The 22856-nt window shown below is 60.5% G+C and carries 21 protein-coding genes and 1 tRNA gene; 10 read left to right on the forward strand and 12 right to left on the reverse strand.

The window, feature by feature from the left end; translation table 11 throughout:
- Positions 1–207: 207 nt before the first annotated feature.
- A complete protein-coding gene (locus DT068_RS09860; RefSeq protein ID WP_119389642.1) occupies positions 208–834 on the forward strand; it encodes a carbonic anhydrase in 627 nt (208 codons plus the stop codon).
- A 215-nt stretch (positions 835–1049) separates the two neighbouring features.
- Here DT068_RS09860 and DT068_RS09865 read toward each other — a convergent pair whose 3' ends face one another.
- Together DT068_RS09865 and DT068_RS09870 are read right to left on the reverse strand one after the other, a co-directional pair.
- Positions 1050–1457: an endonuclease domain-containing protein gene (locus tag DT068_RS09865; RefSeq protein ID WP_368904601.1), complete on the reverse strand. Its 408-nt coding sequence runs from the start codon at positions 1455–1457 to the stop codon at positions 1050–1052.
- A 104-nt stretch (positions 1458–1561) separates the two neighbouring features.
- Positions 1562–2209 carry a glutathione S-transferase family protein gene (locus DT068_RS09870; protein WP_162914112.1) on the reverse strand — a complete coding sequence of 216 codons (648 nt, stop codon included), beginning with the start codon at positions 2207–2209 and terminating at the stop codon, positions 1562–1564.
- A 66-nt stretch (positions 2210–2275) separates the two neighbouring features.
- On the opposite strand from DT068_RS09870, the gene DT068_RS09875 reads away from it, so the two are divergent.
- On the forward strand, positions 2276–2575 hold the full coding sequence (locus DT068_RS09875) for an antibiotic biosynthesis monooxygenase family protein (protein ID WP_119389645.1): 300 nt from the start codon (positions 2276–2278) through the stop codon (positions 2573–2575).
- A 318-nt stretch (positions 2576–2893) separates the two neighbouring features.
- Here the strand turns inward: DT068_RS09875 and DT068_RS09880 are convergent, their stop codons facing one another.
- The 7 genes from DT068_RS09880 to DT068_RS28330 all read right to left on the reverse strand — a co-directional run bounded on the left by DT068_RS09880 (position 2894) and on the right by DT068_RS28330 (position 8925).
- Positions 2894–3829, reverse strand: coding sequence for a hypothetical protein (locus tag DT068_RS09880; protein WP_368904602.1), 936 nt, complete (start codon positions 3827–3829; stop codon positions 2894–2896).
- A gap of 131 nt (positions 3830–3960) precedes the next feature.
- Positions 3961–4251, reverse strand: coding sequence for a hypothetical protein (locus DT068_RS09885; protein WP_119389646.1), 291 nt, complete (start codon positions 4249–4251; stop codon positions 3961–3963).
- A gap of 85 nt (positions 4252–4336) precedes the next feature.
- The gene (locus tag DT068_RS09890) at positions 4337–5062 is read right to left on the reverse strand and encodes an SIMPL domain-containing protein (RefSeq protein ID WP_119389647.1); all 726 of its coding nucleotides are present in this window, start codon (positions 5060–5062) and stop codon (positions 4337–4339) included.
- Positions 5063–5135: 73 nt separating this feature from the next.
- Positions 5136–6038 (reverse strand): non-homologous end-joining DNA ligase, encoded by a 903-nt coding sequence (ligD, locus tag DT068_RS09895; RefSeq protein WP_119389648.1) that lies wholly within the window; start codon positions 6036–6038, stop codon positions 5136–5138.
- Positions 6035–6886: a non-homologous end joining protein Ku gene (gene ku / locus DT068_RS09900; protein ID WP_119389649.1), complete on the reverse strand. Its 852-nt coding sequence runs from the start codon at positions 6884–6886 to the stop codon at positions 6035–6037. Before ku ends, ligD begins: the two co-directional genes overlap by 4 nt.
- 162 nt (positions 6887–7048) lie before the next feature.
- Positions 7049–8533 carry an AMP nucleosidase gene (locus DT068_RS09905; protein WP_119389650.1) on the reverse strand — a complete coding sequence of 495 codons (1485 nt, stop codon included), beginning with the start codon at positions 8531–8533 and terminating at the stop codon, positions 7049–7051.
- A gap of 155 nt (positions 8534–8688) precedes the next feature.
- Positions 8689–8925, reverse strand: coding sequence for a hypothetical protein (locus tag DT068_RS28330; RefSeq protein ID WP_368904603.1), 237 nt, complete (start codon positions 8923–8925; stop codon positions 8689–8691).
- A gap of 25 nt (positions 8926–8950) precedes the next feature.
- On the opposite strand from DT068_RS28330, the gene DT068_RS09910 reads away from it, so the two are divergent.
- The 6 genes from DT068_RS09910 to DT068_RS09935 all read left to right on the forward strand — a co-directional run bounded on the left by DT068_RS09910 (position 8951) and on the right by DT068_RS09935 (position 16100).
- Positions 8951–9026 (forward strand) — tRNA-Ile (locus DT068_RS09910).
- 209 nt (positions 9027–9235) lie between these two features.
- Positions 9236–9550, forward strand: a complete 315-nt coding sequence (locus tag DT068_RS09915) for a hypothetical protein (protein WP_162914113.1) — start codon at positions 9236–9238, stop codon at positions 9548–9550.
- A gap of 328 nt (positions 9551–9878) precedes the next feature.
- Entirely contained in the window at positions 9879–10691 is an 813-nt protein-coding gene (locus DT068_RS09920) for a Hachiman antiphage defense system protein HamA (protein ID WP_119389652.1), read from the forward strand.
- The gene (locus tag DT068_RS09925; protein WP_119389653.1) at positions 10681–13797 is read left to right on the forward strand and encodes a DEAD/DEAH box helicase; all 3117 of its coding nucleotides are present in this window, start codon (positions 10681–10683) and stop codon (positions 13795–13797) included. Before DT068_RS09920 ends, DT068_RS09925 begins: the two co-directional genes overlap by 11 nt.
- 2 nt (positions 13798–13799) lie before the next feature.
- Positions 13800–14987, forward strand: coding sequence for a hypothetical protein (locus DT068_RS09930; protein WP_119389654.1), 1188 nt, complete (start codon positions 13800–13802; stop codon positions 14985–14987).
- Between the two features lie 222 nt (positions 14988–15209).
- The gene (locus DT068_RS09935) at positions 15210–16100 is read left to right on the forward strand and encodes a DUF2726 domain-containing protein (protein WP_162914114.1); all 891 of its coding nucleotides are present in this window, start codon (positions 15210–15212) and stop codon (positions 16098–16100) included.
- A gap of 327 nt (positions 16101–16427) precedes the next feature.
- On the opposite strand, the gene DT068_RS09940 is transcribed toward DT068_RS09935, so the two are convergent.
- Positions 16428–17951: a winged helix-turn-helix domain-containing tetratricopeptide repeat protein gene (locus DT068_RS09940; RefSeq protein WP_119389656.1), complete on the reverse strand. Its 1524-nt coding sequence runs from the start codon at positions 17949–17951 to the stop codon at positions 16428–16430.
- A 156-nt stretch (positions 17952–18107) separates the two neighbouring features.
- Here DT068_RS09940 and DT068_RS09945 point away from each other — a divergent pair, with 156 nt between their 5' ends.
- Positions 18108–18557 (forward strand): hypothetical protein, encoded by a 450-nt coding sequence (locus DT068_RS09945; RefSeq protein WP_119389657.1) that lies wholly within the window; start codon positions 18108–18110, stop codon positions 18555–18557.
- Between the two features lie 142 nt (positions 18558–18699).
- Here DT068_RS09945 and DT068_RS09950 read toward each other — a convergent pair whose 3' ends face one another.
- Both DT068_RS09950 and DT068_RS09955 read right to left on the reverse strand, forming a co-directional pair.
- The gene (locus DT068_RS09950; RefSeq protein WP_119389658.1) at positions 18700–19947 is read right to left on the reverse strand and encodes an MFS transporter; all 1248 of its coding nucleotides are present in this window, start codon (positions 19945–19947) and stop codon (positions 18700–18702) included.
- Between the two features lie 120 nt (positions 19948–20067).
- Positions 20068–21807: a class I SAM-dependent methyltransferase gene (locus tag DT068_RS09955; RefSeq protein WP_119389659.1), complete on the reverse strand. Its 1740-nt coding sequence runs from the start codon at positions 21805–21807 to the stop codon at positions 20068–20070.
- 106 nt (positions 21808–21913) lie between these two features.
- Between DT068_RS09955 and DT068_RS09960 the strand changes: the two genes are divergently transcribed.
- Positions 21914–22825: an acetamidase/formamidase family protein gene (locus DT068_RS09960; protein WP_119389660.1), complete on the forward strand. Its 912-nt coding sequence runs from the start codon at positions 21914–21916 to the stop codon at positions 22823–22825.
- Positions 22826–22856 lie beyond the last annotated feature (31 nt).

Here is a 22856-nt window from a genome sequence, read left to right on the forward strand (position 1 = left end):
GACATATGTCTGTCGTGAAGACGGGCGATAGTGCTCGGGATTTCAAGAGAGCCCTCGTTTCGCAGCGGCGTTGCGTAAAGCTTGCGGAATGAGGGGCAGGATGCGAGGGCGCCGTTAACAGCACCGGCGCCCTCTTTATTTGAGATGCTTGCAGCGCGGGCCCTTTTGCTATAGCTCGCCCTCATCGCCATTCCGGATGAGGGGTTCGTGGTCAACTTCCCGCAGCGGCTGCTCGACGGCTATGCCAGCTTCCGCGCCGGACGCTATGCGTCGGAAGCCGAGCGCTATCGCAGGCTCGGCGAGGGCCAGCAGAAGCCGAGCATCATGATGATCGCCTGCTGCGACTCGCGCGCCGCACCCGAGACGATCTTCGATGCGGGGCCGGGCGAGATCTTCGTCGTGCGCAATGTCGCCAATCTGGTGCCGCCCTATGCGCCGGACGGGCGCCATCATTCGACCAGCGCGGCGCTCGAATTCGCGGTGCTGCAGCTCGGGGTGCAGCATATCGTCATCATGGGGCATGGCCGCTGCGGCGGCATCAGGGCCATCACCGAGCCGGGCGCCCCCCTGAGCACGGGTGATTTCATCGGCAAGTGGCTCGCCGGCGTGCGCGATGTCGCGGAGACGGTCGAGCATGATCACAGTCCGGACGAGCGGCTCACCTTGGTCGAGCAGGCTTCCGTCGAGCATTCGCTGGCCAATCTGCGCACCTTCCCCTGGGTGCGCGTGCGCGAAAGCAAGGGCCAGCTCACGCTCAATGGCGCCTGGTTCGATATCTCGCAAGGCGAGCTCAATGTGTTCGACGAGAAAGAACGGCGCTGGACGGTGGTTTAGCTATTCCCCTCCCCCTTGTGGGGAGGGGTTAGGGGTGGGGGTCGGGTGGTATCGCTTAAGGCATGCGCTTGAGATCAGCAGATTAACGGAGAGACCACCCGACCCCCACCCCGACGCTTCGCGTCGACCCTCCCCACAGGGGGGAGGGTAAATTGATCGGTGCCTCAATCCATTCCCCCCTCTCCCTTGTGGGTAGGTACGTTGATCAGCATGCCTCAATCCATTTCCCCTCCCCCTTGCGGGGTGGGGGGCTTCTCGACGCTATCGGCTTCGTAAGACCATGTGGTCGGAAGTCCCGCTGCGTGACGGATGGTATCGACTATGCCTTCGAGATTCTGGAAGACGTCCACATTCCAGAAGCGCAGCACGCGAAAGCCTTCAGCTTCCAGACGACTGGTGCGGCCAATGTCCCGTGTTTGTCCTTGCGGCGTATTGTGCTGCCCGCCGTCGAGTTCAATGACCAGCCGACAACTGTAACAGGCGAAATCGGCAATGAAGCCCGCGAAGGGGACCTGGCGACGGAAATGGCGCCCTTCCTGCTTGAGCTCGCGCAAGGCATACCAGAGCTTCTGCTCGGCATCAGTTGCATTGCGTCTCAGATGGCGTGCGTAGTGATTGGCCACTTCCCCCAGCCCCCCACCCCTAACCCCTCCCCGCAAGGGGGAGGGGAATTGAAGTTTTCGCGTTCTCAATGAAAGACGGCTGGCTGCCCTACATCTGTCGGCAGCTAGCTGCGTTGGGCGATCAATCCCGCCGGGCGTCCTTCGCCGGTGGCCGCCATGCCTCTTTGAACGGCCGGGCGGGCGGCGATGCGGTCCATCCAGGCACGAAGATTTTGAAAACGCCGGAGCGCCGGCAGATCCTCCAGGCCGAGGACGGCCGGCGGGTATCCGGCAATATCCGCGATGCTGAATTCATCGCCCGCCACATATTCGTTGTCGGCAAGATGCCGGTCGAAGGCCTCGTATTCGGCGATTGTCCGGTCCTCGAACCAGGCGGCCGCCTCCATATAGGGCTCAGGCTTCTTCCAGGTCATGAAGTAGACGGCGGCAAAGGGCGGATAGATATCGGTCGCCAGCATCATCATCCATTCATGGCAGCGCGCCCTTGCCCGATAATCCGTCGGGATCAGCTTGCCGGATTTCCCGGCCAGATAGAGAAGTATGGCATTGGATTGGGTCAAAGCCAGGGGACGGCCATCCGGCGTGCCGCGATCGATGAGCGCCGGGGTGCGGCCGCGCGAACCCGTGGCCAGGAAGGCTTCATCGGTCGACCCGAAAGGAACATGGATTGCCCGGTAGGCCAGGCCTGACTCTTCCAGCATGACGGTCGCCCGCCTTGTGGCGCTGGTCGGTCTTACGAATATTTCGATCATTGCGCGTCTCCCGGGCCTGGAAAGCACAGAGTATAGAAGTTGCTCGACAATGACAGGAAGCTGACCATGATTCTCGAACATGCGCTATTGCAGGTGAAGCCGGGCCTCGAAGCCCAATTCGAGGCGGCGATGCGGGAGGCGCTGCCGCTGATCAAGGCAACACCGGGCTTCATCAAGCTCGAGGTGAAGCCCTGCCTGGAGGCGAAGGGGAAATACCTGCTGCTGGTGCAGTGGCGGACACTCGAGGCCCACACCCAGGGTTTCCGCGGCTCGGAGCGCTATGGGGAATGGAAACGGTTGCTGCATCATTTCTACGAGCCATTCCCGCTGGTCGAGCATTACGGCGAGTCGGTCGCCAGCGCGTGAGCGATGTATTTCCCCTTCACCATGCGGGCAGGGCGATCGCATATGAGTTTGAAAGGGCTGTCGAAGCGCAACTTACACTTCTTCATTTCCCCTTCTCCCGTCCGGAGGATGGGAGAAGGTGCCCGAAGGGCGGATGAGGGCTCTTCCTCAAAGTACGCGAGATTTTGAAAGCATTGAGTATCGGGACTAAGAGCCCTCACCCGCCCTTCGGGCACCCTCTCCCATTGCTTCGCAACGGGCGAGGGGGAAATTTTAGGTGACTCGCCTGCCTCGGAGATTTCAAATGCGATTCCCCTCCCCGCAAGGGGCAGGCTCAAACTACGGCGAGTCGGTTGCCAGCGCGAGAGCGGGCGCGGCGTCGGGCCATAGGAGGTCGTCGGCGGGGAAAGCCTCGGCGAGGCGGCGGCGGGCGGCGAAGCCCTGATCGAGGTCATGACAGTTGATGATGGCGAGGCGGAAGCCGCCGGGCGGTGCGGCGTGATCCTCAGGCGGCTTGTCCTCATGGAAGGTGATCTGGAGGCTCGACACGCCCGGCATGGCGCGCACCGCCGCCTGCATGTCAGCCGAAGGATGGCGAAACCGCCGGCCATGGCGGCCGAAGAGCACGACGGAATAGCCATCGCGCCGCCGGCCTTCCTCGGGAAAATGCCAGCTTTTTTCGGCATAGAGCCGGACCAGCGCCTCGACCCAGCCCTTGCCGTAGAGATCTGGCCACTGATCGGCGAAGCGCAAATGCGCATCGATGATGCGGCCGCCAATCGTCTCGACATTGAGCATGCCGGTATAGTCGGGAAGATGCGTGCCAGCCCAGCTGCTGATATAGCCGTGTAGAGCGGGCCGGCTTTCGGCATGGACGATCCAGTGGTCGAACATGCCGTTGGGCCCGAAAGGCTTGCCGGTCGTGTGCCGCCACCAGCGCATCTTGCCCTGGACGATGGCGCAATCGGTCGAGACATGATCGCCGGTCAGCATCTCGGTCCAGAAATGGCCGGGCGTATAGTTGGCCTCATAATCGGCGAGCGAGAGCAGGGCGCCGCTCGCCACGCCCATTCCTTTCAGATTCACGATCGGCTTGGAGAAGACCGGAAAACGCTTCGGCACGACGCCATGCGGGCCGCAGTCGAGCCCCTGGCTCCTGGCGACGCGCAGTTTGTCATAGATCCAGCTCTCGCGCGGATTCCAGGCCCAGGCATCGCAATCCTCGGTCGGAATGAGGACATCGGCCGGGCAGGGAACGGTCTCGAAATACTGCACTCGCCAGGGGTCTGCTTCACAGACGGGCATCGGGAGGCTCTGAGGATGGTTGATCGCGAGGTGGAAGGCCTAGTCCATTCTCCTGACAATACGAGTCAGCAGCAGGATTGGTTACAAGCTTTGCAAGGGGGTCACCGATCCCAGGTCATGAACGACCGGCCATATTTGCCGCAGATCGGCGGGGTGCGGCCATAGACCTGGTAGTAGAACAGGCAGTCATCCGTCCAGCCGGCATTGGGCTCGCCGGGCCTCGGTGCCCGGAAGTTCTTCTTCACCCGGGGCTCGGTGCTCTGGACCACTTTCTTCTTTTTCTTCTTCTTGACGGTCTGGGCGGCCTCTGCCGCGCCCGAGAAGACGGGCATCACGGCGACAGGCGCAAAGCCCGCCAGCATCGCAACGACGATCACATGACGCAAACCCATGATCCTCACTCTCTCTCTTTCACGGGCCCGGCAGGGGTCGCCTGCCGGTGCCCGATGCGAGAGTCAAATCAACGGTTTATGGCCGTTACTTGATCTCCCATGTGACGTTCACATCGATCGCCACGGTCTGCTCGCCCTCGGCGATCGGAACCGCGCCCGCGCTGTCGGCGCGCATGGCCTTGCCATGGAAGACAGGCTGCGGCGGCTGGAAATTGCCTTCGCTCATGCTCATGATCTGGCCCAGCGTGATACGCGTCGTCTCGGCATAGAGTTTCGCCTTGCGCTCGGCATCGGCGAAAGCGAGCTTGCGCGCCTCGTCCTCGAGCTTCCCGGTTTCGGCAATGGCGAACATGATGCCGTTGATCTGGTTCGAGCCTTCGCTGACCACCTTGTCGAGCACCTGGCCCAGCGTGTCGAGCTTGCGCACCGACACCGAGACCGTGTTCGACACATCATAGCCTATTACGCGCGGCGGCTGGACATTATTCGGATCATATTGGTAGCGCGGATTGACGGAGAAATTCGAGGTCTGGATGTCCTTGCCCTCGATGCCGGCCGCCTTGAGGCTGGCAAAGATCTTCTCCATCGCCCTGGTGTTCTCGCTCAGGGCGTCACGCGCGGTCTGGGCCTGGGTCGTCACGCCGACATTGATCACCGCCATGTCGGGCCTGGCTTTCACTTCGCCATGTCCATTGAGTGAAATGACGCGCGGCATGGTCTTGGACTCCTGAGAAAGGGAAGGGGTGGCGGTGAGTGTAGCAGCGGCTGCGAGGCCGGTCAGGCCCAGGGCAGCAAGCGAGCGGCGATCCATGGAAGGCTCCCAGTAAAAGATCGATCCTCAAATGGGGGCCGATTACGGCGACGCTGTGGCAGGCAACAAATCGTCACGCAGCTAAAGTTTTCAACGTTTCCTTGCCAATATGCTGCCTTGTTCGATAACCCGGCCAGGGATCGTTCTCCTGTCTTTTCAAGCGTTTGACGATTGCGACAGTGCTGAAGGCGGAGGCTGATCTGAGCCGCGACAGCTCCCGCCAGGAGACGGGCGTGGTGACCGGGGCGCCCTTGCGGGCGCGCGGCGAATAGGGGGCGATCGCGGTGGCGCCACGCTCATTGCGCAGCCAGTCGATGAAGATGCGGCCCCGGCGCCTGGCCTTGCTGGCGGTGGCGATGAAGCGGCCGGGCTCGCGTTCGGCGAAGCCGCGCGCCAGGCCTTCGGCGAAGGCCTTCACATCCGCCCAGCCATTGCGGCCGTCGAGCGGGGCGATCACATGGATGCCCTTGCCGCCGGTGAGCATGGCGAAGCTCCTGAGGCCCGCCGCATCGAGGACGGCACGCAGGTCGCTGGCCGCCGCCTTGACCTCGGCGAAGCCCACATCCTCGGCCGGATCGAGATCGAAGACGAGGCGGTCGGGATGCTCGAGATCATCGGCCGGCGCGCCCCAGAGATGAAGCTCGAGCGCGCCGATCTGGGCGGCCGCCACGATGCCCGCGACCGTATCGACATAGAGATAGCCCGCTTCATCGCCGTCCTTTTCGCGGATGAGGATCGACTTGAAGCCATCCGGCAGGGTGCCGGTCGAATGTTTCTGGTAGAAGCACTTTCCGCCGATGCCCTGCGGGCAGCGCACCAGGCTCAAAGGGTGCCCCGCCGCAAAGACCAGCATGGGCTTCGCCACCACTTCCAGATATTCGGCGAGCTCGCGCTTGGTGAGACCCTGGTCGGGATAAAGGATCTTGTCGGGATGGGTGAGCCTGACACCGGCGATCTCGACATCTTCGTTCTTCATGCGGCTTTCTCCTTGCGCCGGGCTTTCTTTCGCGCCGCGGTCTTGCGCGGCTTCCTGGCGGCCGCCTGCCGGCCGGTAACGCTCTTCTTCAGGGCCTCCATCAAGTCGATGACATTGTCACCTTTGGGACGTGGGGCTTCTTCGTCCTCAGCTTCCGTGACCTTGCCCTTCTTGCGTTTCTCGGCCACCAGCGCCTTGAGCGCCTGGCCATAATGGTCCTTGAAAATGTCCGGCTTGAACGGCCCGGCCTTGCGCTCGATCAGCTCCCGGGCGAGGTCGATCATCTCCTTGTGCGGGCGCTTATGCGGCACATGTGCGAAGACCTTGTCGGATTTTCGCAGCTCATCGGGATAGCGCAAGGTCTCGAGCAGCAGGCCGTCGCCGCAGGGCCTGACCGCCACGAGATTTTCCTTGCCGCGCATGGCCGTCTGGCCGATGCCGGCCTTCTTCGCCGCGCGCAAGGCCTCGCGGATGACGACATAGCCTTCGGCCGACACATCATCGGCAGGCACGAGATAATAGGGCTTCTCGAAATAGCGCGGATCGATGTCGCAATAATCGGCGAACTGGACGAGATCGATGCTGTGTTTCGTCTCGAGCTTGATCTTGTCGAGCTCTTCCGGCGTCAGGATGACATGCTTGCCGGAACCGAGCTCGAAGCCCTTGACGATATTGTCGTCATCGACCTTGCCTTTGCCCGGCACGATCTTCTCATAGCGGATGCGCTTGCCGGTCTTCCTGTCGATCTGATGGAGGCTGGGACGGGCCGATGATTCCGTCGCCGCATGCAGCTCGACCGCGATGGCGACGAGCGACAGACGCAGATGTCCCTTCCAGAAAGCGCGCATATGAGGAAACGGCGAAGGAGGGGGATTGGTTCCGCTCCGCGTCTCCTCACCCTGAGGTGGCCGCGAAGCGGCCCTCGAAGGGTGGCAAGCGGCAAGACCTTTGTTCCTGGATCATGCTTCGAGGCTCGCTACGCTCGCACCTCAGCATGAGGGTTACTGCAGTTACCGGAAAGGCGGCTCGTCGAAGCTCCGGAGCTTGCGCGAATGGAGCTGCGCCAACTCGCTGCGCAGGAAGTCGAGCGCGGCGAGGCCGATCATCAGATGTTCGCCCACCGCGCGGTCATAGAAGGCGTTCGCCGCACCCGGCAATTTGATCTCGCCATGCAGCGGCTTGTCGGACACGCAGAGCAACGTGCCGTAGGGCACGCGCAGGCGATAGCCTTGCGCGGCGACAGTGCCCGATTCCATGTCGACGGCGATGGCGCGCGACAGGTTGATGCGACGGCGTTCCTGCGACCAGCGCAATTCCCAATTGCGATCGTCATTGGTGACGACGGTGCCGGTGCGCAGGCGCGCTTTCAGCGCTTCACGACGCTCGCCGGTGACCTTGGCGGCGGCTTCCTGCAACGCCACCTGCACTTCGGCCAGCGCCGGTATCGGGATATCGGGCGGCACGGCGCCATCGAGAATGCGGTCCTGGCGGAAATAGGCATGCGCCAGCACATAGTCGCCGATGCGCTGCGACTGGCGCAGGCCGCCGCAATGGCCGATCATGAGCCAGCAATGCGGGCGCAGCACCGCCAGGTGATCGGTGATGTTCTTGGCGTTGGACGAGCCGACGCCGATATTGACCAGGCTGACGCCGCCTTCGCCGTCGCCGCGCAGCAAGTGGTAACCCGGCATCTGGAAGCGATGCCAGGGCGATGAGGCGACGGCCATCTCCGCATCGGCGATCGGGAAGCCATCGCGCCCGATCATAATGCCGCCCGGCAGAACCAGCGCGTCATAGGGTCCATGGCTGCGAATCTGCTCGATGCCCCAGGTGACGAACTGGTCGACATAGCGGTGATAGTTGGTGAGCAGGATCCAGGGCTGCACATGGCGCCAGTCGGTGCCGGTGTAATGGACGATGCGCTTCAGCGAATAGTCGGTGCGCGTGGCGTCGAACAGAGCAAGCGGCATCGGCTCGCCCTTGGGCGGCGTCCACAGGCCATCGGCGATCTCGTCGCCGACGGCGGAAAGCGCCGGTGCCGGGAAATGGCGGGCGAGCTCGGCGGCCGAGATATTGTCGCGGCCAAGCTCGTCGCCCTTGTCGAGGACATAAGGGTAGGGGATTTCCTCATCGCTGCGGCTCACCTGGATGGTGGTCGGATAATCGGCGACGAGAAGGCGCAGCTGCTCGATGAGATAGTCCTGGAAGGCGCGCGGCTGGGTGATGGTCGTCGCGTAGATGCCGGGGCTCTCGAACTTGGCATAGGCGCGGGCGAGCGAGGGCTGCGCCTGGCCTGACCCATAGGTAAGGCGAAGTTCCGGATAGCGGAACCGGATGCGCTCCTTGGCCGTCGGCGGCACGCTTTTGGTGAAGAAGCGCTCGAGCGCCTGGCGCAGCGCCTCGACCGCCTCCTCATGCAGCGCGATCAGCTGTGCCACGGCGGCTTCGGGGGTGAGCGTCTCAATGTCGGGTGCGGGCCGGTCCAGGCGATTCATCGGGTCTCCTTTGCCGGCTGCTATAGCATGGCTTCGGGAACCGCCACAGCGCGGAAGGCCTTTGATAGTCCTTACCCATGCCAGTGTCAGGCGGACAATTCCTGGGGAGACGGCCGTGGCGCGATCTGACGGCGGGCACAAGCGACGCCGCTGCTTCAGGCCTTGTTCGATCTGTCGCCGGCCGAAGCCGCCGTGGCGACGCGGATCGCCGCCCGACAGACATCCGACGAGTCGCCCAGGGCGACGGCAAGAGCACCGAGACAGTGCGCAAACAGCTGAAGCGGGTGCTCGTCAAGACCAGCTGCCGGTGACAGGCCGATCTCGCCCGGCTGCTGGCGCAGCTTGTTCCTTCCGGGAGATAGGTCAATTCCCGCTCTGGCATTGGCCGGCAAATTACTGTAGCCATCGCGCCCGGTGGGGCCTGTAGCTCAATGGTTAGAGCTGACGGCTCATAACCGTCTGGTTGGGGGTTCGAGTCCCTCCGGGCCCACCAATCGCGTTATTTATCAATGGGTTATAAGGTGGTTCGCCGCAGGTTGTCCAGTCCGACGGATGAAGAAACTCGTGCAGGAAGGAATCGTGAAGCGAAGCCCAAATAACCCACAAAGGCACTCTGCCGACTTGCCCGAACCGGCGGATAGCCTCTCCTCTTGTCGGAGCTAGCTGCCAAGAACCGGTGAAGACATGTGCCCTCAGATCGAAGTGCCTACCACCGTCGAAATCGACACACCGCGTCGCGGAAGGAAAACTGTTCGCGCCGACTGTAGAGCAATCATTTACGACGCGCTTATTGAAAGTGAGAGAGCGATATCGCTGATGCCCGAGCCGGTACTTGCTCGAGAGGATTTCTTTACGAGTGATTTTATGCAGCTCACAGGAGAGGAGCAGGCCGTCGCGCTGTCTGAAAGCTGCCGCAGGCTAGAACGCCATAATGAAAAGCTTAAGGGGAGCTTGGTCTTTGCTACGATGTGGGCGGTCGCGGTCACGATTGGCTTCGTAGCTGTTTGTCTCAAGTGACGCCTGCCGCTAGCCACTTATTGCTGTAGTGGTTGGTGCGAGCCTAATGAATACGGCACTAGCAGCACATGCTAAACCAGAACTTGGAGCATTTCAGGGCGCTTGGTAATTTCTGAACTTGGGCGGCTTTACCTCAAAGTGGACCCGGTTGGCGCAGACAAGTGCCAAATATGAAATCGGCTACGATGCGCCGGACAAGCCGGAGGTGAGGCTCCGCCGACAACAGCTCGGTCTCGTGGATGCGGCTTTTGGGTGTCAACTTCACAATGGCGGAAAATATGCAGCAGGCTATATTTGCCGCTAGGGAAATAATCAGAAAGTTAAGATTATGGTGGCACCAGACCATGTGGCATGGCTGGCTCAAACCGGGGAAGTCATTAAGACTGCCGACGGCCTGAAAGTCGAGGTTTGGGAGCTGCATCACGCCGATGATGAAGCCATCCTTAGTGCCTGGGCAAGGCATTTCCGCCAGCACTATTGCAAAGACGCGGACCTCGACGACCTCATCTCGGGCACTGGGCTCACAAAGGCGGAGTTCCTGACCTCAATCAAGTTTCCTGACGCCACAGCGGCGCCGGGGCCCAGCACTCGCGCCGGCGACTTCGGAGAAATCCTGGTAGCTGACTTTGTGGAATACGTTCTTGGCTATTGGTGCCCGCGTGAAGGCAGATACGAGAACAGAGACAACCGAAGCGTCCCATCGAATGGTTGCGACATCCTGGGATTTAAGTTTACGACTAATGGGCCGTGGGACGAAGGAGATGAGCTGTTCCTCTTGGAGTCCAAGGCAGGTTTCAAGCCGACCAAGAAAAACAGAATCCAGCAGGCGATCGACGGTTCGATCAAGGACATGACGCGCGAGGCTATGTCGCTGAATGCGATCAAGCAGCGCCTCCTCAAAATAAACCGCAATGACGCACTTAAGGTCGAGCGGTTTCAGAACGCGAATGATCGGCCTTTTAAGAGAATTAGCGGAGCAGTCGCCGTCCTTGAGGAAGACGTATTGAAGAAAATGGAGATTGATAAGTCTGACGGTTCCAAGCACCCGAACGTCGACAACCTTCGTCTAATTGTTATCAAGGGACTATCGATGATGGACCTCGTACACGCACTCTATGAGAGGGCCGCAAATGAGGCCTAAAGACGCTACACTTCAATCGCTGGCCGCCGTCCGCGCTACTGCAAAGATGTACGAGTTCAGAGCCGCTCCCGAAGATTTCGTCAGGTTGCGGCGCGATCCACGTTCTCTTTTCGCGTTGGCTGTAGGTATCCTTGGCGACGCTGCGGCTGCCATTTCGGACAGGTTCATTGATGGTGGTGAAGGGCCGATCAGGCCTGGAACATGGGAAGAGAGGGATGGTTCCGTCGCGGAGATGGTCCGTTTTTCCGCAACCTTCTTCGATGCATATCTCGAAGCGCGGCTAGACATAGAACTCACGCAAGAATTCTCGCTGTTGTGTGCTGCTTCTTACTATCTTTCCGACAGCGTCGGCAGTGCACTTGTGGTCGCTCGACGGTCAGAAGCGCCAAGCCTCGATCTTGGGCATGGGCTTGCTCGTCTTGCTTACGCCATTCTTCGCGGTGAGTTTGACCCTATCCCCGGAGAACACATACACGCAGAGTTTGCGACGCGTCTTTTAGCGGCACTGCGCAGGCACTTCAGACTTGAAGGCGATTCAGACGAGATACGAGCGATCTGCGCCGAACTGCGTAAAGCGGCCTATGACAATGGATCTGCGAGAGAGCTGCTTTACGCTGACGTTGTAACCGCACTGTCGGCTCGCAAGCTCGGAAACTCAGCACGAACCCTCTTGCCACCGGCGTCCAATCTCCCCCTGGACAGTTGGGTGCCGGCGCTTATGAAAGGGCACTTTCCTAAGGAATTGTGGCCCGCCCAACAGCGGATATGTCAGGCGGGTCTTTTGCAAGGTCGCTCGGCGGTAGTACAGATGCCTACCAGTGCAGGAAAGACGCGAGGCACTGAACTCATCATTCGATCTGCGTTTCTGTCCGGAAGGGCAACCCTCGCTGTGATTGTTGCGCCGTTCCGTTCGCTTTGTCACGACATCAGGTCTGACCTGGCGACTGCGTTTGCCGGCGAGGACATCGTTCTAGATGAGGTGTCTGACTCATTCCTTCTCGACGTAGATATCGATGAGATATTTGCCCAGAAGTCCGTTCTCGTGGTGACGCCGGAAAAGATGCTCTACATGCTCCGTCGCGCTCCCGAACTGGCCGAACAAATCGGCCTTGTGATTTACGACGAGGGTCACCAATTCGAAGGCTTTGCCCGCGGTCCCACTTACGAATTGCTGCTGTCCTCGTTGCGCATGTCCCTCGCACCGAAAGCTCAGGTTGTTCTGATCTCGGCAGTAATCGGCAATGCGGGGCAGATTGCTGGGTGGCTCATCCATGACGAGAATGCGATCGTAAGTGGTGACGGCCTACTTCCTACCCCTAAAAGTATCGCGTTCGCCAGCTGGCAGCATGAGCGGGGCTGGCTGCAATACGTGAGCCCCGACGACCCCGAGACAACCGAGTTTTTCGTCCCTCGCATCATTCAGTCACTGCCATTGGCACTTAAGGATCGCGAGCGAAAGCAACGTGTATTTCCAGATCGCGGTGGCACCAGCGAAAGCGGCGAGATCGGTCTCTATCTCGGCCTTCATCTCGTCGAGAACGGAAGTGTGGCAGTGTTCTGCGGAACGAAGGAAACTGTCGTCGGCCTATGCGAGCGTGTTGCTGAGATTTTTGATCGCGACGTGGACCTCAAAGAGCCGCTGGAGGTCTCGGACGGGGATGAAATTGAAAAACTCGTAAGGCTGACCCGCCGCAACCTGGGCGAACATAACGACACGAAGGCGGCGCGTCATGGTGTGCTCGCCCATCATGGTAATACACCTCATGGCCTCAGGCTATCGATTGAGTATGCCATGAAGGTCGGTCATGCCAAGTTCGTCATCTGCACTTCAACTCTAGCGCAAGGTGTAAACTTTCCGATCCGGTACCTGATCGTGACGGCCACACAGCAGGGCAAGGAAAAGATCAAAGTTCGAGATTTTCACAACCTGATGGGCCGCGCCGGGCGCGCCGGCATGCATACGGAGGGAAGCGTCATTTTCTCAGCGCCCTCCATTTACGATGAGCGCAAGCTCAGAGAACAAAGGTGGCGATGGAGAGCCGCGAAGGATCTGTTGGACCCGGAGAAATCAGAGCCGTCCCGCAGCAGTATCTTGGACCTCTTCGCAAGCTACGAGCAAGCCTACCCGGCAATCGTGTTGCAACCCAGCGTAGGGTGGCTAGACCTTGCCTTTGCTGATCGAAATGCGATCGAGAAGATCGTAACGGAGGTCGTGCACGACTATCCTCTCGTTATACCGGCTGACTTCCGAAAGTTCGTGATGGGTCGCGCGCGAGCTGTTCAGAGCATCGCTGCGTATCTTGCCGCCTATGTAGACTTCGAGAGCGATCAGGCGAGCGAGCGTATTGAAGAGCTAGCGAGGAACACGCTTGCCTACTACCTTGCGGATGAGGAGACGCGGGAGAAGCTTGTTGAAGTATTCCGCACGACAGCGGCCGCAGTTGAGGCAAGCGGAGATGCCGACTTCAGGGGCCTCATCAGAAAGTCTCCCCTCCCACCTGCCGACGTACTGGAACTCAAGGAATGGACCACCAACAATATTGCGGTCCTGTTGGCTGCTGCGGAGGCCGGTGAACTCCTTGAGGTCGTGTTCGAGCAGGCACGTAAGTACGTGGGCGCAAAATCCATCACGTCATTGTCAGACCCTGACGTCCTCTTGCCCACCCTCAAGCGGTGGATTGATGGGGGATCGTTCTATGAGCTGCGGGACCCTCTGGTCGAGGCAGATGTGAGATTTGGCAGATACAAGGCGACGGCCGAGCATATGGTCGCGCTGTGTGAGAACGGTTTCGGTTTCGAACTTGCGATGGTCGTTGCTTCGATAGCGGATCTCGTGGAGCCCATTGACGACGAGCTATTCAAACAGATTGTCCGGGTGCAGCGCCAGATCAAGAACGGGTTGAGCGATCCAGCGGCGCTGGCGTTCTTTGAAGCGGGATTTGCTGACCGGGTCGTAGCGCAAGTGCTCGGTGAGAAGTTCAACGGCGTTGTCGATCGTGCCGGCGTTCGCCGGGTTTGCCGTAATCAGACCGAAGATATTCGTGACTTGCTGGATGAGTTCCCGTCGTACTTTCGAACCGTCATTGATGAGCTCGGGGCTGGATAATCGTGGCAAAATCCGTAGATGTCGCGTCCTGGGTGCGCGCCACACCGAAAGAGGTAGTTGCATTCTACAAGTCGAGGCCTGGACCAAGGAAACCGAACCGAAGCGGCTTCCTGATCGTCCGGGCCCATTTGAAACCCGTCGATGTCTACGCCTACCTCCGTGTGCGGTTCGGCACGCCAAACGGTTTCCAGAACGTTCTACGCAAGGACGACAGCGACAACTGGATCCATTGGGACTACAGCCTCAAGGCCGACGATGTTGACATCTATATCGCCGGCACCTCGCGCGATATCCATTTCATAGTCTCAGAGCGTATGAGGGATGTGGATTGGAAGGACCTCATCCTAGCGCTCAAAGCCGATTTCGGCCGCAATGGCCGCGCGAAATCGGAGATGATGCAAAGCTTTGAGAGATACGTGGTCTTCCAGAATAAGTTCGTTACCTTGGCCGACCTCTGTGCAGAAATGCACGAGGTGATCGTCGACATGCCGCCGGCGCACACGCTTCCGATTGTCACAACTAAGCAATCGCTTCGGCGCTATAGGTCCGAGGTCAAGCGACTCGGTAAACGGGCGGCCGACTTGTATGGCAACTGTCTAAAGCTGAGGCTGCTCACGCCGATCATGGCTGAGGCCTTTGTCAACATGGTCATCCTCATGTTCTGCAAGGACGAAGTGCGAAACGATCGGGCAGCCTATGAGGCGTTCATCAGGAGTGCCATTCCGGAGCGCATCGCGGCCCTATCCGAAAATTGTCACGGCTTCCGGAATGCGATCGATCAAACCACTCCCGTCTACAGAGACTTTAAGCGCGTCATGGACAAGCGGAATTTCGCTATCCATGGCAACATGGATCCCGTGCGGGAGCAGATCGAAACGGTCTATTTCGAGGGTCGTCGTCCCCTCTTCGCCGAGGGTGGCGACAATATCCTCAAGTTCTTTGACCACCTCGAAAGAATGAACGCGCCCGAGATCGTTGTTGCCGATTATGAAGCGGTTCATCTCTTCCTCGCCGAAATTGCCGGCCAATTGAGCGACCAGCATCGGGCGTTCTTCGATCAGGTCATCGGAGACCCGTATCCGGGTTACGACTTGAATCGAAAGCGGACTACCCGCATTCTCCCCGATCATTATGTGCGGGGCCTCATGCCCCGAATGCGCTATGACGACGAGTTGAAAGTCACCTGGTAGTAGACCGTTGAGATGCCGTCGATGGTGGCCGAGTCAATAACGTTGATCTCCCACGGTTGTCCTGAGCCTTAATATAGGGCTAACTTCAGTGTTGCCGAGGATGTGATGCGTTCGGAAGGGCAGATGCGCCAATCCTGGACAATGACGGAAGTGCTGTGCGATTCCTGGCGGCAGAGATCAGCAACTTTCCAGTATAGTTCCACCCTAGCTACCGAGGTCCGAATGCTGCGCCTTGTCAATAAATACGAAGAGATTGCTCATGGCGAGATTGAGGGAGCAGCAGACCGTTGGGGGCTTTCCGTCTATCCCAAGGTTCGTGTTGCGGATGTCCTGTCGCTCGACGCCTTAGGAGTAAGAGGTGAACTGAAGCGCTTCGGACTACAGTGTCACTTTGATTTTGTGGTTTGCCGCAACCAGTGGGAACCTGCATATGCTGTCGAATTCGACGGCCAATACCACGTGACTGCCAAGCAGAAAGCTCGTGATGCAAAGAAGGACCGGTTATGCACGATAGCCAGCTTTCCGATTTTGAGGATAAATAGTAACTATCTAACCAAGGAGTTTGGCCCGATCTCATTGCTCTCGTGGATAATGGACGTCCATGAGCTTTCGATTGCATTTGCTGAACAGCAAGCCGCCGGCACCATTCCGTTAGAAGAAGACTTTTATCCATTCTTTCTAATGAATATTAATCCCAAAGAAGAGAAGTTCCCGTACTGGCTTTCAGCAAAACCGCGCATTCGTCTAAAAGACTTACACAAGCGCGGCCTCATCATCGACCCAAGCTCAACAGGATTCATAGGTTATGACAAAAATGAGATCGCTCGCGGAATTGAGTATATCCGGCTGACAGCCGCCACTGGTGTTTATGTGCGCACGGCGATGCGACCGCAACAGTTTCCAGTCATGATGAGCGATCTTCTAGAGGAAATTCTTGCGGTACAGCTAACTGAACGGGTCGTTAGTTGTCTTCGCGGAGAGACGACTCCAACGCCATTGGAAGAGATCTTTGCGATTGCCGAACAGATGCAGAATGGTCTGAAACTTGGCCGCGCTCATAGCTGTGGTCGGGCGATCTCGCCTGTGGCGAATGCAAATGACCCAGAATCGTAGTTAGAGGCGCAAAGAAAATCATTTCTGGGTTTTATCCTTGGGTTCGCCAGTCCATACGAGGGTGTACGAGGGAAATGGATTGGCGAACCATCCGCTAACATACTTTCTGTAGAAAATACCGTCCCTCCAGGCCCATCAGCCTTCGCTCGCGAAGGGAGCGAAGGCTGCCGCGTCGGAGCCCAACGGGCGAAGGCGGGCCATCTTCCCGCGAGCTACGGCTGGCAGGCCATCCTGCTTCGCGCCTGCCGCGCTTCGCAGGATTGGCAAATTTCCTCAGGCGAAGCAGGATGCCCAGCGAAGGAAAGCTGAGGCTGGCCGGTCAAGGTGTTACGGCAGGCCGGCCTTTCTTAACGCGGCCGCCAGTCCCTCGTACAAAGCGGCTCGGAACACGCCCATTTGTACGAAGGCGCCCACGGAAAACGTTGGGGCTACCTCCAGCAGGCGGCTTGCGGCCGACTGCGCTGCTTCCATGTTGCCGAGGCCGACCTGACTGGCAACAAGATACGCGTGGGCGACGCTGAAGCTCGGGTTCGCCTGAACGGCCAGGGCCGAATATTTCACCGCTTCCGGGAACTGACCCGCGAACAGGTAGGTGACCGCCAGCGCGCAGTAGGGATGATAGTTCAGGGGATCGTCGAGGGGGCTCAGCCGCAGCGCTTTCTGGGCGTGATCGACTGCCCTGTGATAACGCTCGCTGTGCGAGCTCACAAGTGCACTGAACCCCAGCGCCAACGCCGAATTCCCGTTCATCGCCAGCGCGCGGTCCAGCGCGGCGATCACACCATCATAGTCGCGCGTCAGGATGGCGCGGATGAACGCGCCCATGCTGATCGCGTTCGGATCGTCGGAATTGATCCCCAGCACAATATCGGCGTGCGCAAGAGCGGCGTCGCGGTCTTCCGGATGAAAGCCGGCTCGAAAGTATCGCTGTTCATGACACCACGCGGCATATCCGTGCGCGGCGAGATAGCCGTGATCGAGCTCCAGGGACAGATGAAGGAGACGCAGCGCCTCGTCGGTCTCGGCCGGAGAATTGGCATTGGCGTGGGGCAAGGCCCGCAGGTAGAGGTCGTACGCATCGAGGCTGTTTGGCCGCTTGCGCCGGGCGCGATCGATCTCGGCGCGGCGTACCGAAGGCTCAATTGCGCCGACGATCTGCTCCGTCAACTGGTCCTGCAGATCGAAGATGTCGGCGGCGGCGCCGTTGAATTTGCCGGTCCAGATATGGCCTGCCGATGCGCCGTCCACGAGTTGTCCATTGATGCGAATCTGGTTGGCGGACCGCCTGACGCTGCCTTCCAGGAGGTAGCGAACGCCCAGTTCCTCCGCCACGCTGCGGACATCTCTCGGCTCGCTCCGGTAGGCGAATGACGAGTTGCGTGCGATGACGAGCAGGCCCGGGATTCTTGCGAGACTGGTGATCAGGTCTTCCACGAGTCCGTCGGCGAAATAATCCTGCTCAGGATCGCGGTTGAGATTCGTGAACGGCAACACGGCGAGCGAAGCCTTGTTCGCCGGTGTCGGGGCGCTGGCCTTTTCAGGCAGGACGATCCGATAGCCTCGCCTGGACACGGTTTGAAGGACATCATGACGCTCGTCCCTCAGGGCGCGGCGGATTTCGTGAATGCATTGCACAAGGCTGTCGTCGGTGACCGAGGTTCCGCGCCACACCACGTCCATCAGCTCGGTCTTGGTGACCAGTCTATCGGGATTTTGCAGCAGGTAGCGAAGCGTCGCGAAGGCTTGCGGCCGCACCGGCGCAATTTCACCATCGGGGCCACGCAGAGACTCGCTGCTCAAATCGACCCGCACCCCATTGATCGAGAATACGGTGGGTGGTCGATGCTCCATCTCCAGCCTTTATCTTGGCACTGCTCACAAACGGCCCGGTCCGCTACTCCTCCGCAGGGTTATCGGCAAAATATCGGAAGGCCATCGGAACATGCTCGTTACTAAGGGCTCGGGCAGTGCCAGCATGAGTAACATCTTTTGAGGAGACTTCCAACAATGCTGGACGGTCGGGCTTCACCGCTGTCGGTTCGCCGCTGGATTTCCTCTTGCCTCGTCGTGGCGTCGATTGCAGTTCTTGCTTTCGGCCAGGAGGGCAAAGTCCTGGCGAACCCCTCCCCACGCGCGCTGCAAGGATTGTTCTGCAACGCAGCCGAGCAAATCGACGACGCCATGGCTCACATGCGCGGGGGCTTATCGCCGCGGGCAGCCGTCGGACTCATCAATCGTGACGAGGTCGTCTGCACATTCGCGGACTTGCTGCGCTACGTCGTCGATCAGCCGGTGGTCATTCAAGAAATTCGAGGCCCTTTCCCGATGTTCAAATACGAGGGAACACTCGTCGCCGTGATGGTCGGCGGCGTGGTTCGTCCAGTGACGCCGCCAGTCCATATCTTCTTTGCGATACCGGAGAGGCTGGGTGACGCTCCCCTGGAGGGGCGCGCTTGAAACCGCACTTCTGGACGGACCATAATTTCCCCGATACTCAGGCTTGCCCGGATCGGCGCCGACATCTCAAAGCCGGACTCTCAAAGCGCGACCCGTCTGCCATCGCCCACATCGCGCGATTGCGTTCGCCAAGTCTAAGCGCTCAGCCCGCCATCGCGGCGCGGCCGCGCGGCCGCCATTTCGGCCAGACCAGCAGCCAGGCCACCAGAGCCAGGTTCACCAGATTCCATAACAGCCCGTGCAGGAAGGCGAGCCGGTAGGACTGCGTGGCGTCGTAGATGAAGCCTGCCGCCAGGCCGCCGAAAGCCATGCCGAGCACGCTCGCCATGAGCACCAGGCTGATGCGCGTGCCGGCTTCGCGCGGCGGCAGGAACTGGCGGATGATCACCGCATACATCGGCACGATGCCGCCCTGGAACAGGCCGAACAGGCCCGCAATCACCCAGAGCGAAGACAGGCTGTCGAAGAGCAGATAGAGCAGCAGCGCCAGCGCCTGCATCAGCGAGCCGATCAGAAGCATGGGGCCGGCCCCGATGCGGTCTGCCACCACGCCGGAGCCCAAGCGGCTGACCACGCCGAGGCCCAGCATCAGCGAGAGGATCTGCGTGCCCACCGCCACGCCGTAGCCGAGATCGCCGCAATAAGCGACGATGTGGACCTGCGGCATCGACATCGCCATGCAGCAGGCGAAACCGGCCACGACGAGCAGGCCCTGCAGCTGGCCCGCCGAAAGACCAAGATTGGCGCGGGCCACCTCGGTGGCGGCCTCGGCGGTGGCATAATTGGCGGCAGCCGGCTTGCGGGTGAGCGCCAGGCCGAGCGGCACCATGACAAGGGGCACGAACAGGCCGATGCCGATATGGGTGGCGCGCCAGCCATAGGCGGACTGGAAATGCTCGACCACCAGCGGCCACACCGCGCCCGCGACATAGCTGCCGGAGGCGGCAACGGACACCGCCAGAGCCCGGTGCTTGTGGAACCAGTGCGAGAGGTCCGACATCAGGGGCGCGAAGCCCGCGGCGGAACCCAGACCGATGACGCCCGAGAGCAAAGCGAACTGCCAGATGCTGGAAGTGAGCGCCGCCAGGACATAGCCGGCGCACAGCAATGCCGCGCCGATCAGCACCGGCATCACGATGCCGAGCCGGTCCGCCAGGCGTCCCATGGCGACGCCGCCGACGGCGAAGCCCAGCATCGTGCAGGTAAAGGGCAGGGAGGCGCCGCCCCGCAGCGTGTCGAACTCCGTCTGCAGGGTCGGCAATACCACCACCACCGACCAGTTGCCGACGCAGGCCACAGTGCCCAGCACAAGGGTGATCACGAGGCGCAGCCAGGCATAAGAGGAATCAACTTCGCCCGTCGCAGAGTCCTCGCTGAGAGATCGAGTCACGGCACTTCCTTGCTTTGGAATATTGCTTGAACGCCAGGCGCAGCAGCCTGGCTCACGGCTTCTGCCCTGACCAGTCTCTTTACGGAATGGGAGTCCTGCGCGGTGGGGATGCGCTCCGGCTTACAGTTTCTGGCACCAGAAGAGATAGTTGCCGAACAGGTCGCGGTGGCTTGCCTCGATCGCCTCCCAGTTTGAAAGGCTGCCGAGCGTCCTCTCGCTTGGAAAAGCCTTGCGGTACTTCTGTTCCGCGCCGCTCTCGCCAAACAGATTCATCACCTGCCCGGCCGCGAACTCGAACCCTATGAATCTCACACTCGCCGCCTCCACCATGCGGCGGAGACGCTTGACCGTGAAGGTGCTTTCCTGCACGTGCAGGATGAGGTCGCGGAAACCGCTCGTCGAGTGGAAATCCGGCCGCCGCGCGAGCCCGCTGAAGGCGGCGAGATCTCCACCTTTTCGAATGACCCGGCCGCGGATGCGCGGGATTTCGTCGAGGGGTATGTCGCTGTCCGAAACGCCCAACCGGGTCCGCAGTTGCCAGATGTCCGTGCGGCTGGCTTCCGCGTAAAGCATGATCTGCATGACGCCGCCCGGCTTGAGGCACGAAACGAGTCTTTCAAATCCGGCTTCCGGGTTTTCAAGATGGTGGAGCACGCCAATGCATTCTATCCGGTCATATTGACCTTCAAGGGTGAGCAGGTCGCCCTGCTGGAAGTCGATATTGGCAATGCCGTAGCGCTCCGCCATGTATTTCCCATAAGCGAGACTTGGGATGCTGAGATCGACGGCGGTTATCCGCACGTCGTGGTATCTCTGCGCCGCCCAGACGGCCAGCCGGCCTGTGCCGATTCCCGGCATAAGGATCTGCAACGGGCCGTCGCTCTTCGCGAGTGGCGCGAGATGAGGATATCGGGCCGTCAGCATCTCACTCGCATCCAGCTGTCGCACCGGCGGCGTCACATGAAGCCATCTCGGATAGGGGTTGGCTTCATACATCTGGCGAACCGGTGCCGATGCGGGTTTTTCAGCGGCGCCCAGCCTCGGTATCGAGGGCTCGAGCCGGATCTGCCTGGCGCGTCTTCCGAGCGTGCGATCGACCGCAATGCGGAAGGCTGGCGGCCAGTGATCGGCCGACTGCTCCAGCAGGCCTTTGCGCAGTTTCGGCAACTCCCAAAGGTCACGGTACATCGCAAAGACCAGGTGCAATGTCGCGGACGTCCCGGTAATATCCTCGCCCGCCAACCGCTCGAGCTGCTCGGCGGTGGCGTCCAGCCAGTCGATCTCGCTCTCCGGAATCTCCCAGACATATTCGTTATTGTGCGCCTGCAGGGCGAGTGCCGCCGTCAAAGGCAGCCACTCCGCGCCGAGGCCGCCTTGCGTGAATCTGCGCCGTATCTCTGTCCGTACCGATATGAGAAAGCCTTCGAGCGCCAGATTGTGATTGATCGTCGCATCCAGATAGGCGATCAGCAAGGCGTCCTTGCGAAGATGCTCAAGCCCGCTTTCGCCGGGCATGCGGGGCTCCGACCGGAATTGGCTGTCCGGCAGCCCATATTTGAACTGCAGCAAGCGCCCGGCCGGATTTGTCAGGGCTTCGGGATTGCCATGGGGAGATTGCAGGCAGCGCAGGATCAACCGATCAAGAGGCCTTGAATATCCCGTGATGGTCAGGCGCTCGGCAATCAGCGTAATCCCGATGATCGCGACGGCGCAGTCCCTGTCCGCCTCGAGAGCCTGAGCGAACGCCGTGAGGGCTTCCAGCGGCTTGTTCTGCCTCAGGAGATCGTTGGCTCTGGAACATCGCTCGGCCGCGGCTTCCGCCGCACTTGGATCTCCGCTATTGTCTGACTTGAGCTGCACGTCATCCTCCTGGCCGATGGCCGCCCGTCAGTAGCACATATTCCCTCCTCCTGATCCACTTCCGGTGCCCTTGCCGGAATGGCCGCACTCGGCTACGCCCTGAACCATGACGACACATCGCTTTATCGCAGACCGGTGGCACAATGTGCTGGGCACCTTGCCCGCCGCCCTCACTGTCGCCTCGGGCGATACAGTGATCACCGAAACGATCGATGCGCATGGCTTCGACAAGGACGGCGTGCAGCGGGCGCCCGAGCCCAATCCGATGAACGGCCCGATCTTCGTGACGGGTGCGGAGCCCGGCGATGCGCTCAGAATCGAGATTGTGCGCATGACGCCGATCCGTGCCACCGGCTGGACGCGCGCGGCGCTCGCCGGCAATGTCGTCGACCCGGAATTCGTCCGCGGCCTGCCGCCCCGGGACAGGGTGAACTGGCGGATCGACCGGCAGGGGCTGACGGCGACGCTCGACCCCGCCGTGCCGGGCCTCGAGGATTTCGTCCTGCCGCTCGAACCGATGATCGGCTGCTTCGGCGTGGCGCCGGCCGGTGGCCAGGCCTTCTCCACCGCGACGAGCGCAGAGAATGGCGGCAATATGGACTATCGGGGCTTCGGTCCAGGCGCCACCGTGTGGTTTCCGGTCGCGGTGCCGGGCGCTCTCTTCTTCCTCGGCGACTGCCATGCGGCACAGGGCGATGGCGAGATTGTCGGCACCGGCATCGAGACCAGCTTCGAGGTCGAATTGCGCCTCACAGTCGAAAAAGGCCGCAGGCTCGTCTGGCCGCGCGGCGAGAGCGCCACCGACATCTTCTCCATCGGCAATGCGCGGCCGCTCGACCAGGCGCTGCAGCATGCAACGACCGACATGTTCAACTGGCTGACCGGCGACTACCGCCTGAGCCCCCAGGCCGCGAGCCATCTCATGGGCCAGGTTGTCCGCTATGATGTGGGCAATGTCTACGATCCGGCCTACACCATGGTCTGCCGCATCGAGAAGAAGTGGCTGCCGCGGCACTGAGACTGTAGGAAGTCGAACTGCTGAATCGGGC

It is taken from the genome of Taklimakanibacter lacteus (assembly GCA_003576695.1).
GTDB classification, from domain to species: domain Bacteria; phylum Pseudomonadota; class Alphaproteobacteria; order Rhizobiales; family Aestuariivirgaceae; genus Taklimakanibacter; species Taklimakanibacter lacteus.